This is a genomic window from Mucilaginibacter sp. GW821-FHT07G05 (genome assembly GCF_059418565.1).
Genome location: NZ_JBWKQC010000004.1, coordinates 409,456 through 427,737, shown reverse-complemented (window position 1 = coordinate 427,737; position 18,282 = coordinate 409,456). Strand labels below are relative to the sequence as shown.

The 18,282-nt window shown below is 45.0% G+C and carries 13 protein-coding genes; 2 read left to right on the top strand and 11 right to left on the bottom strand.

The window, feature by feature from the left end; translation table 11 throughout:
• Positions 1–44: 44 nt before the first annotated feature.
• Positions 45–2,633: a family 20 glycosylhydrolase gene (locus tag AC07NA_RS13240; RefSeq protein WP_494898031.1), complete on the bottom strand. Its 2,589-nt coding sequence runs from the start codon at positions 2,631–2,633 to the stop codon at positions 45–47.
• Between the two features lie 151 nt (positions 2,634–2,784).
• Between AC07NA_RS13240 and AC07NA_RS13235 the strand changes: the two genes are divergently transcribed.
• Positions 2,785–3,987, top strand: a complete 1,203-nt coding sequence (locus tag AC07NA_RS13235; RefSeq protein ID WP_494898030.1) for an ROK family protein — start codon at positions 2,785–2,787, stop codon at positions 3,985–3,987.
• 199 nt (positions 3,988–4,186) lie between these two features.
• Positions 4,187–6,106 (top strand): glucosamine-6-phosphate deaminase, encoded by a 1,920-nt coding sequence (nagB, locus tag AC07NA_RS13230; protein ID WP_345211542.1) that lies wholly within the window; start codon positions 4,187–4,189, stop codon positions 6,104–6,106.
• A 227-nt stretch (positions 6,107–6,333) separates the two neighbouring features.
• Here the strand turns inward: nagB and AC07NA_RS13225 are convergent, their stop codons facing one another.
• The 10 genes from AC07NA_RS13225 to AC07NA_RS13180 all read right to left on the bottom strand — a co-directional run bounded on the left by AC07NA_RS13225 (position 6,334) and on the right by AC07NA_RS13180 (position 18,190).
• Entirely contained in the window at positions 6,334–7,644 is a 1,311-nt protein-coding gene (locus AC07NA_RS13225) for an ammonium transporter (RefSeq protein ID WP_345211543.1), read from the bottom strand.
• Between the two features lie 593 nt (positions 7,645–8,237).
• Complete coding sequence (locus tag AC07NA_RS13220; protein ID WP_494898029.1) at positions 8,238–9,449, bottom strand: HAMP domain-containing sensor histidine kinase; 1,212 nt, start codon at positions 9,447–9,449, stop codon at positions 8,238–8,240.
• Positions 9,450–9,989, bottom strand: a complete 540-nt coding sequence (locus AC07NA_RS13215) for an MCP four helix bundle domain-containing protein (RefSeq protein WP_494898028.1) — start codon at positions 9,987–9,989, stop codon at positions 9,450–9,452.
• 360 nt (positions 9,990–10,349) lie between these two features.
• Positions 10,350–10,733, bottom strand: a complete 384-nt coding sequence (locus AC07NA_RS13210; RefSeq protein WP_494898027.1) for a DoxX family protein — start codon at positions 10,731–10,733, stop codon at positions 10,350–10,352.
• A gap of 64 nt (positions 10,734–10,797) precedes the next feature.
• On the bottom strand, positions 10,798–11,226 hold the full coding sequence (locus tag AC07NA_RS13205) for a VOC family protein (protein ID WP_494898026.1): 429 nt from the start codon (positions 11,224–11,226) through the stop codon (positions 10,798–10,800).
• Positions 11,227–11,253: 27 nt separating this feature from the next.
• Complete coding sequence (locus AC07NA_RS13200; RefSeq protein WP_494898025.1) at positions 11,254–11,796, bottom strand: SRPBCC family protein; 543 nt, start codon at positions 11,794–11,796, stop codon at positions 11,254–11,256.
• A gap of 50 nt (positions 11,797–11,846) precedes the next feature.
• Complete coding sequence (locus AC07NA_RS13195) at positions 11,847–12,296, bottom strand: SRPBCC family protein (protein WP_494898024.1); 450 nt, start codon at positions 12,294–12,296, stop codon at positions 11,847–11,849.
• A gap of 240 nt (positions 12,297–12,536) precedes the next feature.
• A complete protein-coding gene (locus tag AC07NA_RS13190; protein ID WP_345211535.1) occupies positions 12,537–13,454 on the bottom strand; it encodes an AraC family transcriptional regulator in 918 nt (305 codons plus the stop codon).
• 401 nt (positions 13,455–13,855) lie between these two features.
• Positions 13,856–17,236: a ThuA domain-containing protein gene (locus tag AC07NA_RS13185; RefSeq protein WP_494898023.1), complete on the bottom strand. Its 3,381-nt coding sequence runs from the start codon at positions 17,234–17,236 to the stop codon at positions 13,856–13,858.
• A gap of 57 nt (positions 17,237–17,293) precedes the next feature.
• Complete coding sequence (locus AC07NA_RS13180; RefSeq protein WP_494898022.1) at positions 17,294–18,190, bottom strand: TIM barrel protein; 897 nt, start codon at positions 18,188–18,190, stop codon at positions 17,294–17,296.
• Between the last annotated feature and the right edge of the window lie 92 nt (positions 18,191–18,282).

Below are 18,282 nucleotides of genomic sequence, written 5' to 3'. Positions count from 1 at the left end.
GGATTACTTCGTCGTTTCTTTTCGCAAAAATGAGATGCGTGATTTTAGTTATTAATCACACTAACACTCCGCCCCGCTCTGCCAGCAACATTAAACAAACACAACGTTATAGTACCCCTTGCAGCTATTGGGCCGCTGTAAACAGCGCTGTTTGAAGTTGGCACACTGCCATCGGTAGTATATCTGATAGTAAAGCCAGGGTATTTGCTGTTGGCTACCACTTTGCCATCAACAATAATAGCACCGGGTTGCGGTATGCGGTAACCGAAACCGCCTGCATAGCTGTCTAAACGGGGCAGTTCACGTTTGCCCAATTGGTTAAGGAAAGTGTTGAACGCGATGTTATACAAGGCGGCGCTTCTGGCGCTATCGGCTTCAAGTGCCCATGCCGGGTCTTGTGCCCAGGCGCGTTCTGCCAGTCCCATCATTTTGGGCAGCAGCAGGTATTCCATCATTTTGGGGCCTTTAATGGTTTCGGCCCATAAAGCGCCTTGTATGCCCACAATATTGGCTTTGCCGGTTTCGGTGGGTTTTTCTTTGGTGCGCATGGCGGCCTGGTTAACGGGCAAGCCAAGGCGGTCGATGTACATGTTCTTCAGATAATCTAAGGGGATAAAGCTGTAAGGCTGATCCACATCGATATAACCACCCCAGTAATAGCCCGGCTCGTAAAAATCTTTATGATAGGCCATATCAAAATACATATTGGTAACACACGACAGGATCACTTTATAACCGCTGTTGGCCAGCTTGTAAGCCAGGTCTTCGGCACCCCAGCCGGTAACATTGTTCCATACCTCAAGGTGCACATCTTTGTTCAGCATGGCATCGTTAAGGCCGCTTACCATGGCGCCGTTTTGCAGTTTCTTTTGTGTGCCAACTTCTTCCCAGGCGGTTAAGTACAGGTTGCGCTGTTTTAAAATATCGTTCACTTTGGCATAGTAATAAGTCCAAAGGGCATCAACATTTGGTAACGTTGGGTCTTTTTTCAATAATGCCAATACCGAAGGTGATTTTTCCCATGCGCCCGCGGGCACTTCATCGCCACCCATGTGGATGGTTTTAAGCGGCGCGTTGGCTTCGCGGTACATGCTTACTATTTCATCAGTAACGGTACTAAGAAAAGTATAAGCTGATGGCATCGACGCGTCGATCACGTTATCGTTAAAGCCCTGTACAGAGTTATAGGTTGATTGGTCGTTACGGTCGTGCAGTAAATACTTTTCGGCTTCGGCTTTTTGCCCGGCTTTCATCAGCCTGTCGTATCTAAAGTCCATCGCCTTAACAGCGGCACGCGCATGACCGGGACTTTCTATCTCGGTAATTACTTCGATATTTCTATCGGTCGCGTATTTCAATATGGTAATATATTCAGCACGGGTATAATACCCGCTGCCCGAAGGATTGTTAGCATCAGCGCCCGAACCATAAGCAGGCGGCAAAAACTGATCAGTAGTAGTAAAGCCACGGCGGGCACCATAAGTAGTAAGCTCCGGCAGGGCAGGTATTTCCAGTCGCCAGCCTTCATCATCGGTTACGTGCATGCGCAGCTTATTCATTTTGTATAAAGCCATCAGGTCTATCAGTTTCAATACCTGCTGCTTGGTTTGAAAATTACGCGCCACATCAAGCATCACCGCGCGGTGTTCAAAACGGGGCTTATCTTTCACTTCCACGCCTTGTATACTTATCGGGCTTATATTTTGCGTAGGCGGAGTTACCGGTAACAGCATCTTGAACGATTGTAAGCCATAAAAAATCCCGGCCTCGGTAGACGCCGCTATCGTGATGTTGTGCGTGTTAACGGTAAGCTCGTATTCTTCAGCAGCTAAACCTTCTTTTTTTACCAGGTTGATGTTGTTTTTAACAATTGAGATGGTTCTGCTCAGGTTTTGCTTCAGTACTTTGTTAAGCGTAAGCTTTAAAAATGTTGCCTGTTTACCGAAAGCCGGGTCGGCATTTACAATAACATCTTTATTGAGTTTAAACTGTTCGGTAGTGGTTTTGTAGCTGTATGGGGCAGGGAATATTTTAACAAGACTATCCGCAGGGATGCTCCTTACAAACTGGTTCTGTTTGTAAATATCCGCCGGTGTGGTAAAAGCCACCTTATCGGCCGAGGTGCGCATGTATTGCTGCGGCTGGGTAGATGGTATGGAGGTAATGCTGAACGGATAGGTTTGTTGTGGGGCATTATCCCAGGCTAAAAATAAGCCGCCCGGCGCGTCGGTAATATTTACCACCCAATCCAAAGTAATGATCTGTATCCTTAACGAATCGTTTTTAGCCACTCCTTTAAAACCGGGCTGCGGCTCAATGCTATAAAAATGCCCTTTTACAGTTTTGATGGCCAGCCCCGGTGTTATGGTACCGCTCATACGGCGCGACATGTTGAAATAAAATTTCCAGCCTTTGGCGGGCAAGGCAAAATCAGGTCCTGTTTTCAGGGTCAGGTAAGAAATTGACTGCGACTTTTTTTCATACAGGTTTTGACCAATTTGCCAGGTGAAATTCATGGAATTGGCCGTTACGTCGGCCGGAACGGTTTGGGCTGACAATGGATTTTGGAAAAGGAGCAAAACAATTATCGCTTTGCTAAAACATTTTAAAAACATTGTGGTGGCTTTTTTCATAAGGGCATATATAATTTGGATAAATTAGTAATTATAAATGTATGCAATACTTCTTAAAAAAATTAAGGAAGTATTGGTTTTTTAATTTTTTATTGGTTAAGTTTGTTTTAACATGGGTACTAAGATAGCATGTAGATAAATTTATAACTACTTGAAAGTCTCGCTAAAAACCAACATTATCAAAAAGCTTTATTTCGATAAGGAGCAATCTTGTAACGAAATGAGCTTGTATTTTAAAAAAAGTGTTCCGGTTATTTCAAAGGCTGTAAATGAGTTAATAGCTGACGGCGTGGTGGTTGAGCAGGGGCTTGCACCATCGAGCGGTGGCCGCAGGCCGGTAATGTATAGCCTTAAGGCAAACGAAATGTACCTGCTTACCGTGGCTATGGATCAGCTCTCTACCCGTATTGGTATGGTTGATATGCAAAACAACCACGTTGCCGAAACCCGCATGGTTGAGCTTTACCTGCCCGATAATAGCGAAGCGCTGGATAAGCTGGCCGAGCTGATCAATTCTTATATTGCCGATAGCGGCATCCCCAAATCAAAAATATTGGCTGTAGGTATTGGTATGCCCGGTTTTATCAACGTTAACGAGGGTATTAACTACTCCTATCTGCAAACCGAAGGCGAAAGCCTGGTGCAATACCTCGAAAGAGCTACCGAGTTAACCGTACACCTTGATAACGATTCCAGTTTGGTTGCCTTGTCTGAACTTCGCTTTGGCATTGCCAGGTCAAAAAGGGATGCAATGGTGATTAACCTTGGCTGGGGAATTGGCCTGGGCATGATCATTGGCGGCGAGTTGTTTCGCGGCCATAACGGTTTCGCGGGTGAGCTAAGCCATATCCCATTATCGGAAGATGGCGCTTTGTGCAGCTGCGGAAAGCAGGGCTGTTTAGAGGCCGAAGCCTCCATGCTGGTAGTAGCGCAAAAGGCGGTAGAGGGGATCCGTAACGGCCGTGTATCTATATTGCAGCAAACCCTGAACAGCAAAGATAAATCAAAACTGATAGGCGACGCGCTGATGGCCGCCGCCAACAAAGGCGACCAGTATGCCATTGAGCTGCTTACCGAAGCGGGTTATAAAATTGGTAAAGCGCTATCTATACTGATCCATATCATGAACCCCGAATGTATAATATTGAGTGGCAGGGGTGCCCTGGTTGGCAAAATTTTGCTGGCTCCTATACAGCAGGCATTGATAAAATATTGTATACCCCGCTTAGCCGCTAATACCGAGGTGCTTATATCAGATTTAGGCTTTGATGGCGAACTGATAGGCGCCGCGGTACTGGCCATGGAAAACTTGAACGATGAATCGAAAATTATACAGGAAGCGGTAACGCATTGATGAAATACTGCTTTAAAATAATTGAAGCAGCGATACTGAAAATAAAGAGCGGTTCGGCCGGAGAGTAGGGTTAAAGTGTTGATTGATAATGGTTGGGCTATAGTATATAAGGAGTAAATAATTTGTTAACATTAAAAGGTCCGCCTGTTTCGGGGATTTTTTATACCTATGTATATATCTGTCAATTAATTTAATAATTATGCCACGTTTAAATCTTTTGGAAGAAACCCGGTACGAAAAACTGCCGGTTACCGTTTATCCCGATCAGCAAATTGCCTCAGTTGAGGTTGCACGGCGCATAGCGACACTTATCAAAAGCAAACAGCAACAAAACGAGAACGCTGTTTTAGGCCTCGCCACCGGCGTTACGCCCATTAAAGTTTATGCCGAACTGGTGCGCCTGCACCGCGATGAAGGCCTTAGCTTTAAAAATGTGATCACCTTTAACCTGGATGAGTACTATCCAATGAAGCCAGATGCGGTTCAAAGCTACGTTACCTTCATGAACGAAAATCTTTTTGACCATATCGATATTGATAAGGCCAATGTGCATATTCCGGATGGTACGCTTGATGTTGACGCGGTGGCCGCGTTTTGTTTGAATTATGAAAAGCAAATTGAAGAACTGGGCGGGCTCGACCTGCAAATTTTAGGGATAGGCCGTACCGGTCACATCGGGTTTAACGAGCCGGGTTCGGCGCCAAACTCGGGTACGCGTTTGGTTACCCTGGATGACCTTACCCGCAGCGATGCTTCGCGCGATTTTGGTGGTAAAGAGAATGTGCCTACCAAAGCCATCACCATGGGTATAGGTACCATTTTCAAGGCCCGCGAAATTATACTGATGGCCTGGAACCAAAAGAAGGCTCCTATTATTAAAAAGGCTGTTGAGGGCGAAATATCAGGCGAGGTGCCTGCTACTTACCTGCAACTATCTGACCATGTTGAGTTTATTTTAGATGAAGACGCGGCATCAGAACTTACCCGTTTTGATACCCCATGGCTGGTTAAAGATTGTGTGTGGGATAATCAGCTGAAAAAGAAAGCGGTTATATGGCTGGCTTTAGAACTGGGCAAACCAATTTTAAAACTTACCGAAGAGGATTACAATACGCATGGTATGGCGCAGCTTGCTGTTGAGCAAGGCCCGGCGTACAACATAAACATTGATATTTTTAACCAGATACAACATACCATTACCGGCTGGCCGGGTGGTAAGCCAAATGCCGATGATTCGCAGCGTCCCGAGCGCGCTAACCCGGCACGTAAGCGCTCTATCGTGTTCTCTCCGCATCCTGATGATGATGTGATCTCAATGGGTGGTACCTTTATACGCTTGGTTGACCAGGGGCATGATGTGCACGTGGCTTACCAAACATCGGGTAATACGGCCGTTTGGGATGATGATGTGCTGCGTTATGTTGAGTTCGCTATCGACTTCAATCATAGCATAGGTGAAGATACCGCCAAGCTGCAAGGCTTGTACGAGGAGATGCGCAAGTTTATCGACAGTAAATTACCTAACCAGATAGATACCCAGGAGATTCGTAATGTAAAAGGCTTTATCCGCAAAACCGAAGCAATATCGGGCGCGCGCTATGCCGGCTTGCAGGATGATCATATCCACTTTATGGCCTTGCCGTTCTACGAAACAGGCAAAACCAAAAAGAATACGGTGGGTGAGGCTGATATCCAGCTGACCATTGATTTGTTACAGAAAGTAAAACCGCAGCAAATATTCGCCGCAGGTGACTTTGCCGATCCGCATGGTACGCACATTGTTTGCTTTAACATTATTGTTGCCGCGTTAAACAGGCTTAAAGAAACCGAAGAATGGGTTAAAGATTGCTGGTTATGGATGTACCGCGGTGCATGGCACGAGTTTGCTACGCACGAAATTGAAATGGCCGTGCCGCTATCGCCGCAGGAGGTGATCCGCAAGCGTAACGCCATATTTAAACACCAGTCGCAAAAAGACACGCCGGTGTTTCCGGGGGATGACGCACGTGAGTTTTGGGTACGTGCCGAAGACCGCAACCGGGATACAGCCCGCCTGTACGATCTGCTTGGCTTAGCCGAGTACGAAGCGATGGAAGCATTTGTCCGATTTAAGTTTTAATTATATTGGAAAAGAGTTGATTTGATTACAAGAAAGCCCCGCGGTTATTAATCGCGGGGCTTCTTGTTTTATAAAGTCAGTTAGTTAAGTACTTGTGGAGTTTGTTAGAAGCTGCTGTTAGGAGCTTGTCTGAAAAACTTGTCATTGCGAGGTACGAAGCAATCGCGAACTATACAGAGCGGCTCTGATTACGACGGGATTGCTTCGTGCCTCGCAATGACAAATAACTACAATTCTTCGTCGTGTTGAGAGATATCCAAACCAACCAGTTCCTCTTCCGGGGTAACACGCAGTTTGCTGATCATATCAGTTACTTTTAACAAGATGAAAGAACCAACGAAAGCGAATACCGATACGCCTGCCAAAGCAGCCAGGTGGATCAGGAACAAATGTGTATCACCGTAGAACAAACCATTACCGGTAGTATTAGCGCCATTCACATTCTGATGGGCGAAAACACCGGTTAACAGCATACCTACCATACCGCCTACACCATGGCAAGGGAATACATCCAAAGTATCATCGATAGACGTTTTGCTTCTCCAGATCACTACCAGGTTACTTACCACAGCGGCAACTATACCAATGATGAGTGAGTGAGGGATAGTAACAAAACCCGCAGCCGGGGTAATAGCCACCAAACCAACCACCGCACCTATACAGGCACCAACCACTGAAGGTTTTTTACCGCGCAGCATATCAAAGAAGATCCAGGCGATGGCAGCAGCGGCAGAAGCGGTCGTAGTAGTACCCAAAGCAGTTGCAGCAAGCGCGTTGGCGCCCAAAGCAGAACCCGCGTTGAAACCGAACCAGCCGAACCATAGTAAGCCTGTACCCAGCAGTACATAGCTGATACGTGCAGGTGAATGCGCCTTATCAGTACGTTGTTTCAAGTAAATAGCAGAAGCCAAAGCAGCCCAGCCTGCAGACATGTGCACCACGGTACCACCTGCAAAGTCAAGCACGCCTAATTTAAAGAAGAAACCATCCGGGTGCCAGGTAGCGTGAGCTAAAGGCGCATAGATGAATATCATGAATAAGCAAAGGAAGATCACATAAGAGTTAAAGCGGATACGCTCGGCAAACGCGCCGGTGATCAAAGCCGGGGTAATTACCGCGAACTTTAACTGGAACATAGCGAACAGTACCAATGGGATAGTAGGGGCTAAAGACCAGGTAGCATTACCCAGCATGCCTTTCATCATGAAGAAAGTGCCGGGGTTACCGATAAAGCCGCCGCCGATATCATCACCGAAGGCAAGGCTGAAACCGAAGATCACCCACAGGATGGTGATCACGCCCATACATACAAAGCTTTGCATCATGGTAGAGAGTACGTTCTTTTTGCTCACCATACCGCCGTAGAAGAAGGCCAGGCCCGGGGTCATGATGAGTACAAGGGCGGTACTTACCAGCAGCCACGCGGTGTCGCCGCTGTCGATCTGGCTGTCTTTTACAGTAGTTACATCTACCGATGGATAAACCAGCGCCAGGATCACTACTACGACAAGTAATAAGAAGGGTAGGATTTTTTTCATTGTTTATAGTTTTTAGTTAGGGTTAATTGCGTTGCTTAATATTGATCGATCGGTTTAATACATTAAAAGTTAAAGAACATAACAAATTCGTGCGGTTTTTTACAACAATAGCGTTATGCTATTGCCAAAAGCCGGCAATTTTTACAATAAATGTTATGAGGTTTTATTTTCGTCGCTAAAAAGATGTTTTTGCAATTATTTAGCGGTTATTTTTAACTAATTTCAAAATTAAATTTTAATAATTCAAGCTTTTTGTAAAATAAATTATAAAAAATCCATTTTTAGCTTAAAAAATTTGAATAATTTATATTATTAGTGATATAAATTAATTATTTGAACAAGCTAAAGCTACTTGTTTGTTAAAAATAAGAAGTTTGAGGGCGAAGTTGGGTTCGCGTTTTTGGCAGATATGAAAGTGGGATGAAAATATCGGTGGATAATCATTTATATTTTTCCACAATTGCAAATTGATGCGTTTAAAAAAGTAAATTTGATCTGTTTGAAAGAATAAATATTGTGATTTTTATAACATAAAAAGGGCGGAACGAAAGTTCTGCCCTTTTTTTATGCTTTTTGGTGAAATAAATGCTGATTTATATTACCGGCAACCTGAAATAAAAGCGGCTGCCTTCGCCAATAGCGCTTTCCACACCAATATTTCCGCTTTGTGCTTCTATAAAATCTTTAGAGATGGCTAAACCCAGGCCCGAGCCCGATTTGTTCTTGCCATCGGTAGGTACACGAAAGTAGCGATCGAACAATCTTAATTTGTATTGCTCATCTATCCCCTTACCAAAATCTTTTACCGAAAATTCGATACTGCCGTTGCTCTGCACAGCCTGTATCACAATCCTCGTTTTCTCCGGGCTGTAGCGTAATGCGTTCGACAGGAAGTTGATCAGCACCCAGGCTGTTTTTTCAATATCGGCATTTACCTTGGGCAGCGAGTTGCCGCTGATCACGTCCAGCTGGATCTCTTTTTGTTCGGCCTGAAACTTTACCGCGTTAACGGCATAATTGATAATATCGTTCGGGTCGGCAGGTACAAAGTTGAGTTGTATGTTGCCTGTTTCAACCTGCGACAGGTCGAGCAGTTCGCCGGTGATCTTCAACAGGCGGCCGCTGTCGTCGCTGATGTGTTGTATCAACCCCTTTTGTTCGGCATTTAAAGCGCCCACACGTTCATCGGCCAAAAGCTTCAAACTCATTTTTATGGATGAAATAGGTGTTTTCAATTCATGCGATACGGTGGCGATGAAGTTGGTTTTGGCCTCGTCCAGCTCCTTAAACTGGGTAATGTTTTTAAGTATATACACCATCCCTGCCGATTTACCGGTAGTGAGGATGGCTTCTTCTTTTTGCTGATCGTAATTAGGGGTGATGATCTCCCTTTTCTCTAACTGAAAGTACGATTCCTTACCGTTGGCGTATATCTTCAGGGTTTTCTCTTTCGCTTCGTTCTTCAGGATGTGTTTAAAGAGGTCGTTCTTGCCAATCAGTTCACCGGCGTTTTTGCCCGTTACCTGGTCCGACCTTACGTTGAGGATATTTTCGGCCACCTCGTTAATAAACAGGATCTCTTCCTTTTCGTTCACCCCTATGATTGCATCCTGCATTTGGGCTATGATGGTTTCGATCCGCAGCTTTTCCGACATTACATTGGCCAGGTTGCTGTTTTCCCAATCGTTAAGGCGCGATGCCATTTGGTTAAAGGCGCGGGCAAGTTCGGCAAACTCGTCGTTGGTTTTAAACTCCAGTCGTTGTTTGTAATTGCGTTTACCAATCTCGCGGATGCCATCCAGCACTTACCGTAACGGATTAGCCACAAAACCCGGGAAGTTAATAATGAACGAAAACAGGATGAGAAAAGTAATAGAACCTACCAACCCCAGCAGCATGATAGCGTTTTTAACCGATGCCTGCGCGTTATTATGCTTGCGCACGATGGCCTGCATGTTGATATCCTCAATTTTGCGGAGGTGCTGGCGGATGGTGCGTTCGTATAAGGCGCCGTTAGCGGTTGTTTGTCCGCTTTGTATCAGTTGGGTATAGGCCTGTACAAGGTAATCCACCTCTTCTTTTTCGCCGCGTTCGGTAATGTTGCGCTGTTCTTTTTTAAGATCGGCATCAAAACGTTTTATGGCGGTTGCGGGCAGGGGCAAAGTGTTTTCATCGAGCACCTCGCGCATATCGCGGGCATAGCGTAACGATTCGTAATTATCTTTCAATATTACTTTGGCGCTTTTGGAGATCTCGTTGATATAAAAAAGCGACAAGCCCCCAAAAAAGAGTACCACCACGAACAGGAATCCGAAGCCGAGGCGTATTTTGGTTTTTATCTTCATGATAGTATTACTAAATCAGTTTCTGTTTCGGCTATTTTACGTAATAGCTGGCTGGTGCGTCCCTCTTCAAAACCAGTTTGCGAAGCTGCAAATTTTTATCGGACTGGAAGAAGTTTTGCAATGCCCGTATTCTGTGCCTGTCGCAAATTGCGCATTCCTGCAAACGGGGAATAAGCGTATTCAGGATAAAATCCGCTCAGTGATAGGAATGACAGTTATCTGTTCATTTCACTGTTAAATTTTTCGAAGTGCTGTATGTTTACTTAGAGAGAAATCTTTTTTGTCTGTTTAGCTTGTAAGCATTCAGGGGAAGACCTCTCTCTTTCTTTGATCGAAATGATAAGAGGACTATAGAACACATTAAGCTAATGCCTTTTCCTTAAGCAACTTGTGGTGCAAATAATATGACCCGAACAGAAAGGCGTAAACGATCACCAACATGGTGATCCAAAGCTGTAAAGGATCGCCAACGGAAATGCCGGAGTAAGCTGCGCCTGTCATATCAAAAAACAAACCCGCATAAGCCCATTCTTTTAAACGTGGCGGCATGGCAGGTATGAGTATGGTAATTGAGCCGAGCGTTTTGGCAATGCCTAAAAACGGCAGCAGGTAAACCGGATAACCAAGATGTTTGAATACTTCTATGGCTTCAGGTGCGCTTACAATATTAGAGTACGAGCTAAAAATGAAAAACCCGCACAGTATGGCAGTAACAACCCAGTAAATAATTTTAGTTTTTTTCATGATCGGGAGGGGGTTAAAGTATATAGCAATGCCCTTTTCAGGCATTGCTGTATTATTCGGTTTATTATTGAGTGTATTTCTCGTCGTAATTTACCATCCAGTTGATGCCAAATTTATCAATCAGCATACCGAAGTATGCGCCCCAAAACATGGTTTGCATTGGCAGGGTAACCTGGCCGCCCTCTGAAAGGCCGGCAAATATGCGGTCGCCTTCTTCTTTGCTATCAACACTTATGGAGATAGAGAAGTTAGTACCGGTAGTTGAAGCGGGCATAGACGGCGGCACGTCAGATGCCATTAATATGGTGGAGGGGCCAATTGGCAATGCCACGTGCATAATCAGGTTTTGCTCGGCTTCGGCCATGCCGCTGCAATCCTGCGTATCCTTAAAGCGCATCAGCATAGCAAATTCGCCGCCGAATACTGATTTGTAAAAATTGAAAACTTCTTCGGTATTACCGTTAAAGTTTAAATACGGATTAATAGTTGCCATTTTGGTTGGTGGTTTTATTGGGTGAAATTATTTTGTTTCGAGTACGGTTTTTAAATTATTGAGGCCGGTTTGCAGGTCGTCGCCAATCATCTTATCCATATCCATGCATAGCAGGAAAATATTCATAGGGTAAGGCATTTTACTTTTCAGCCCCCAGGTTACCTTGGTTTCGGTTGGTGTTACTACTTCCGTTGCCAAATAAGCATCGGCCTTGCCTTCAAAGGGTTTTATAAAATGGATCTTCAGGTCCAGCTTTTCACCTTCGTTTATTTTGGCTATGGTTTGCTCTCCCTGCCCTACGCTGTCTACCTTACTATCCCAGGCCGAGGTAAAGCCCACAGTGCCATCGGTACCGCTATAGGTTTTTTTCATAGCCGGGTCCATCTTTTCCCATTTGCTGTACTGCTCCTGGTTTTTAACATATTTAATATAGTCGAACACTTCGGTTTTGGGCTTATTGATCACAATATTGCGCTTAACTGAGTATTCGCTTTTGGTAAACGCAGCCACAATTAGTACTACCGCTATAATGATTACGATAACCAGCAATACCTTTTTTAAAATTTTCATGATTGGGTGAGGTTTTTAGTTTGAGTGGATATGGTTATTTTAGTTTGAGATCAGGCTTCGGCCAGATGTTTGAATTTCTCCAGCGCTTTATCCCACATTTGGGTCATCATCTCAAGATATTCATCCGGACTATTGGTGCTTACATCTAACCGGGTAACGCCGTCACTTACCGGAACAATGCGATACCTTTCGCCGCTGCCGTCGGTAAACTTTTTGGCATCGTCGCTGTCATAATCGGCCACGCCATCTTTTATTACGCCGGTAAATTCTACCGCGAAATAAGTATAAGGCTCAATAGCGGTAATTTTTGCTGCCATACCCATGCCGTTGCCGTCCTGGTAAATAACTTCGCTGCCTAATTTCCAGTCGCTGATGGCATACGTGCCCGGCGAAAACTCGGCAAACCATTGCCTTGTATACTCGTCGTTCAGCAAAACCTGCCATACCTTTTCGGGGGTGGCGTTAACGGTGATCGTTTTTTCAACTTTTGTGCTTTCCATAACTGTATTGTTTTTTGATAGGCAGCGCTTTACGCTACCCATTCCCGTTTATAACTTTTATTTGTTAGTGGTTTACATTACAAATGTAAGCGGAGTTTTATAATATTGTGGGGTGCAAATACGGCAATTACAGGGGTTGATTACGACAAGTATTTCACCGGCCTGCACAATCCCCTTAAAAGCAAAAAGCCCCGCGTACACAGGGCAATTTACTACTGAATTATAACAAAAGAAGAACCTTTAGCCTGTTTTTAACACCCCGTATTGGGTTGAAAGGCGATATTGTTCGGGCGATATGCCCATGTATTTTTTGAAGATGCGCGAGAAATAGAACGGATCATCATATCCTACATCAAGCGCGATAGTTTTAATTTTGGTTTCACCTTCGTACAGCAGCTGGCAGGCCTTCTGCATTTTAAGGTGGATAAAGTAATCAACCGGCGGCATACCTGTTGCCTTGCGGAATATGTTGGAAAAATAAGAGCGCGAAAAGTTGTGCTTTTTGGCCATATCCTCTACGGTAAACCTTTTATCGAGGTTGGCGCGCATGTGGTTGATGGTTTCGGTTACTATATCGGTACTTTCGGGCTTAGGCTGGGCAACATGCCTTGTTGGGAACAGGAACGTAGCGATAAAGCTGTACAGGCAAAAGTTGGCATCGCACAGGTTTTCTATCGTGTAACCTTCCTCCAAACTTTGAAACATGCTGTGCCATATATCAATCGCCTTGGCGTTGAACGATATTTGCACAGGGCCCTGTGTCTCGTCGATATTTAAAAAGATGTTGAAGCCGTTGATATTGCTGCCGGTAAAATGCACCCAGTAAATAGTCCATGGGTCGTCAATATCGGCCCAGTAACGCATAGGCTTATCGGTTGCAGGCAGTATAATAAACTGGTTGGCTACCACAGTATGGTATTGTCCATCCAAAACATAATGCCCCTTGCCCTGCACGCAGTAAATCAAAATGTTATCCTCGCAGCCTTTGCGGCGTTCGCGGTAATGGAAACGCGCCTTAGGGAAATAACCTATCTGGGTAATGTACAACTGAAAAAAAGAAGCATCTTTCTTAAACACATCATCCCATACCTTTTCCGGAACATTGATCAGTTTCTGTCCCTCAAAGCCATCTCTTCTTTTAAATAAAACGTTGGTCATTTAATGGTTACAATTGGTTTCCTGTCTGCACAACAGTTATAACAATGCGATTATAAGTATTAAAAACTGCAAAAAAAAGGGCGCCAACGTATTGGATAAAATCAGATAATAAAATGCAAATATTGTTTACAATCCTGCAATGTCACAGTATAATAGTCCATCAAGCGTATGCCCAACAAGCTGTTTAATAGCCTATTAACAACAAAGCCTGTTCGCTTTGCAACGAACAGGCTTTGAGGGTATTAGTGCATAGTTAACTCACCCGGTCTACGCTTCGCTTGACCACCCTCTCTGCTTCGCAAAGAGGGTTGGAAAAAGAAACAGTAAAAAAACAAATCCCTCTTTCCGTTTACGGAGAGAGGGGTTGATAAGCGGAGCAATGTCGGGGTGAGCCGATGTGCTTACTTTTCAAAATTGATCCAATCAATACTGATCAGGTCATTGTTTGGTTTATCGGGTTTAACAAATACGAAGAACAGGTTATGTATACCACCCGGATCTTTTACCGGCGCGCTCAATGTTTTGTAAGTATCCCAGTTACCGGTTGGTGTAAAGCCGATAGTGCTTACCACCTCACCTTTCGGCGAATCAAGGTGAACTTCTATTGTTCCGCTGCGGTTAGCAGAGGCGTACATATAGGTTAACTTGGTGATATCCTTCAGATCAACATTTTTCAATACCGCGAACGATTTGTTGTGGATACTGCCGATGATCTTCTCCTGTATCTTGATGTTGAAAAGCACATCCAAATCTTCGGCCTGTACTTTCGCAGGGCGCAGTATGATGTTTTCCTTTTTAGTAAGCGGAGTGATAGCGCCGCCTTTATCGGTATACGAAGCAGAGAAGATATACCTGGCCTGATCTTGCTGCGCGGTATGCTCTTTTAAAGCTACCGAACCTTGCTGTGGCAGGGCTACCACCGCTTTTTGCGAGTTAAGCGACAGGATGTATTTCACAATTTCAGATGCATCGTCATTTGATAGTTGCGGGTGCGCGCTCATGGCATGCTCGCCCCAAACACCGCCACCACCTACAATGATCTTCTTGGCCAAACGGGCTACCGCGCCTTTATCGCCTGCGTAGCGTTTAGCTACCAGCATAAATGCCGGGCCAACCGATTTATCGTTTATTTGGTGACAAGCCTTACAATCGCTTTTCGCTATCAGGTCTTTACCGTAGCTGTAAGTAGGCGTAATTTCCTGGTGACCTTTGAGGGCTTTGTTGCTTTCTACCTTAGCAATGAAATCAAGCGCAACCTTCACCTTTTTAGGGTCGATGGTTTTATCTTCATTATCCTTTACATCTACCTTATAAGTAAAGGTTGACGCGGCTGGGAAAAAGAAAGTACGGTTATTTGGCGTGTTGATGGCTACCTGCGGCAAGGTGTTACCCACTTTAATTTCCACGGTATCAATTGCAACCTTACCACCGGCATCGGTTACTTTAAGGGTGGTTTTATAAATACCGTTCTTTTCAAAAGTATAAGTAGGGTTTATCTCGTTTGATGTTTTGGTGCCGTCAAAGTTCCACTCGTAAGTTAGTTTATCGTCGTCGTCATTATCAAAGCTTTTTGAATTGAAGGCCACTTTATATGGCGCAAGGCCAATAGTATCCTGGGTTTCAATTTTAGCAATAGGTGCACGGTTACCGCCGTTGTAATCTATACGTACCAGGCGGGCATCAACGTTATCGATACCATAAACAGAACCGTACTCCAGCATGTAGAATGAACCTTCCGGACCAACCTCAATATCTATAGGTCTTCTGAAATCGCCATTGGTTTCCATAAATGGCTCCATACGTTTGTAGTTATGATTTTCATCAAAACGGATGGCGAATACCCAGTTACGCATCCAATCGTACATAAACAGGGCCTTGTCGTAATATTCAGGGAATTTGGTGTCTGATTTCAACGCCGCATCATAATGATATACCGGGCCACCCATAGCGCAACGACCACCCTGCCCTAATTGCGGGAACTCGGCAGAACGACCGTAAGGATACCACACCATAGGCTTTTGCGGCGGCGGCAGTTTTTTAGCGCCGGTGCTGTATGGCGATTTATTTTCGGGGCCATTTACATCAAAATACTTGCCTATGGCCTTGGTTGCAAAATCGTACTCTTTATATGGTTTGTTATCGCCCACAAAATACGGCCAGCCAAAGTTACCGGCTTGTTTTGCCTGGTTAAACTCATCGTAACCACGCGGGCCTTGCGCGCCATCGGTACCCGAATCCGGACCCACCTCACCCCAGTATACAAAAGAGGTTTCAGGATCAACCGACATACGGTAAGGGTTACGGCAACCCATCACATAAATCTCAGGGCGGGTATCAGGTGTTCCTTTCGGGAACAGGTTACCTTCGGGCACGGTGTATGAACCATCGGCTTCGGGGTGGATCCTTAAGATCTTACCACGCAAATCATTGGTGTTACCGGCAGAACGCTCGGCATCAAAAGTTAAGCGGTTAGGGCGCTGATCGATAGGTGCAAAACCATCAGACTCAAACGGAACTGTGTTATCACCGGTAGAGATGAACAGGTTCTTGTTTTTATCCCAGGCCAGTGAACCGCCTGTGTGGGCACTTACCTCCAGGTCGATAGGGATCTCGATGATCACCTTCTCTGATGCCAGGTTAAGCACATTATCTTTACCAATGGTAAAGCGCGAAATATGCTGCTTGGTTTTGCCACCGGCTTCGGCAGTATTAAAGAAGTAAATAAAGTTATTGGTTTCAAAATCAGGGTCAATAGTCATACCCAGCAAACCGTTCAGGTATTTATCAACCGCTTTAACCGGGAATGTGTAAACCAGTTTGGTTTTACCATCAGTTGGGGTATATACATAGAAATTACCGGCACGTTCAATAAAGAACACGCGGCCATCCGGCGTTACCGAAAGTTCCATGGGCTCATTCAAATCGTTCGACAGGATGTTTTTTGTGAAACGATTATCCTCCGGTTTTCTAACCGCATACGATTTTGAAAAATCAAGCTGAATGTTGTTGCCTATAGCGTATTTGATACCGCCCAGCAGGTGTTTTAAAAACAATGGTTCGGCATAGCTCTCGTCGGTATGGCCGCCACCGGTATAAAACGCGCGACCGCCATCAAACCCATGGTACCAGGCAATTGGGTGGTTATCGCCGTTCTCGCCGCCTTCGTAAGTGTTTTCGTCGAGCTTGGCCACTACCTTAATATCCTCCTGAATGCTTTTGTAGTTGTACCATTCGTCGGTACGCTCCCAGCGGGCGGGTAGCCCTTTGGTAGCTATAAAGGTAGTATCAATAACATCAACAGTAGCTTTGCGTACGTTAGGGTTACCGGGGTGGTTTTTAAAATAAGCGCCAACCAGTTTGTTATACCATGGCCAATCATACTCGGTATCGGCCGCGGCATGTACGCCCATGTAACCACCGCCTGCTTCAATGTAGCGCTCAAAGGCTACCTGTTCATCGGCGTTAAGCACATTCATGGTGGTGCTTAAAAATATTACAGCGCTGTAGTGTTTCAGGCTATCCTCAACAAAATAGGCTGAGTTTTTAGTAGTATCAACAATAAAGTTATTCTCTTTACCCAGCTTTTGTATGGCAGCCATACCCGCGGGTATTGAGCCATGGTAGTAGCCTTTGGTTTTAGAGAACACAAGTACACGTGCCGGTTTTGCCGGGGCGGCGGATGTGGCTTTGGTAGCTACCGTTTTACAGGCGTAAAACAGCGCCGACACACAAACGGCCGACAATACAGCAGCATAAATTTTAAAGTATTTAGCTTTAATCATAATCAGGGGGTTATGCAGCCGGGGCTGCTCAATAGAATAATATTTTGATGCAATAAATTATACGTCGCAAATTTGAACGCCTTGTTTAAGCGAGGCTATTTTATCGGGGCGGCGCGGAATAAACTCCTGTGCAACGTGGCCTTTATAACCTGTAGCAATAATGGCTTTCATAATGGCCGGGTAATATAGTTCCTGCGTTTCGTCAATTTCGGCACGGCCCGGTACTCCACCGGTGTGGTAATGCGATATGTATTTGTTGTATTTATTAATAGTAGCGATAACGTCGCCCTCCATAATTTGCATGTGGTATATGTCGTACAGCAGTTTAAACCTGTCAGACCCTACAGCATCGCATAAAGCGGCGCCCCATTTGGTGTGGTCGCACTGGTAATCGTGGTGGTCAACCTTGCTGTTCAGCAATTCCATCACCATGGTCACCTTATATTTTTCGGCAATAGGCATTAATCTTTTAAGGCCGATGGCGCAGTTTTTTATCCCCTGCTCATCATCCAATCCGTTACGGTTACCCGAGAAACAGATGATCTGGCTGAAACCGGCTTCGGCTACTTTAGGTATTACTTCGGTATAGCTTTTTACCAGTTCATCATGAAAAGCCGGGTTGTTAAAACCCTCGCCAATGCCTTTACCGGCACCCTGGGTTAAGGCCGACATGAGGCCGTATTTTTTAAGCGTTGGCCACTCATCCGGACCAACCAGATCGATCGAGGTCATGCCCATATCTTTAGCTGCCTTGCACAGGTCATCTAATGATACCGAGCCGTAGCACCAGCGGCATACGGAATGATTGATACGGCCTTTAAGGCTGCTATCCAGCAGGGCTTCGGCTGCTGATACGCGGTTAAATAAACTTTCGCCAATTACTGCTGCTGCGGTACCGGCGGCAACTTTTTTGATCATACTGCGACGTGACGTGTTTTTACTGTTCTCTGCCATAAAATATTTAAGTACAAAAAGGTGGTATTCTTGATTAATTGGTTCAATATCCCTGCAAAGTTTTGGGCACAACACGTCGCTAAATCTCTCAC

Coding starts and splice junctions, on each gene's coding strand:
- AC07NA_RS13185 (WP_494898023.1), bottom strand. CDS start 17,236: ATGATTAAAGCTAAATACTTTAAAATTTATGCTGCTGTATTGTCGGCC.
- AC07NA_RS13180 (WP_494898022.1), bottom strand. CDS start 18,190: ATGGCAGAGAACAGTAAAAACACGTCACGTCGCAGTATGATCAAAAAA.
- nagB (WP_345211542.1), top strand. CDS start 4,187: ATGCCACGTTTAAATCTTTTGGAAGAAACCCGGTACGAAAAACTGCCG.
- AC07NA_RS13215 (WP_494898028.1), bottom strand. CDS start 9,989: ATGAAGATAAAAACCAAAATACGCCTCGGCTTCGGATTCCTGTTCGTG.
- AC07NA_RS13210 (WP_494898027.1), bottom strand. CDS start 10,733: ATGAAAAAAACTAAAATTATTTACTGGGTTGTTACTGCCATACTGTGC.
- AC07NA_RS13195 (WP_494898024.1), bottom strand. CDS start 12,296: ATGGAAAGCACAAAAGTTGAAAAAACGATCACCGTTAACGCCACCCCC.
- AC07NA_RS13240 (WP_494898031.1), bottom strand. CDS start 2,633: ATGAAAAAAGCCACCACAATGTTTTTAAAATGTTTTAGCAAAGCGATA.
- AC07NA_RS13205 (WP_494898026.1), bottom strand. CDS start 11,226: ATGGCAACTATTAATCCGTATTTAAACTTTAACGGTAATACCGAAGAA.
- AC07NA_RS13200 (WP_494898025.1), bottom strand. CDS start 11,796: ATGAAAATTTTAAAAAAGGTATTGCTGGTTATCGTAATCATTATAGCG.
- AC07NA_RS13190 (WP_345211535.1), bottom strand. CDS start 13,454: ATGACCAACGTTTTATTTAAAAGAAGAGATGGCTTTGAGGGACAGAAA.
- AC07NA_RS13225 (WP_345211543.1), bottom strand. CDS start 7,644: ATGAAAAAAATCCTACCCTTCTTATTACTTGTCGTAGTAGTGATCCTG.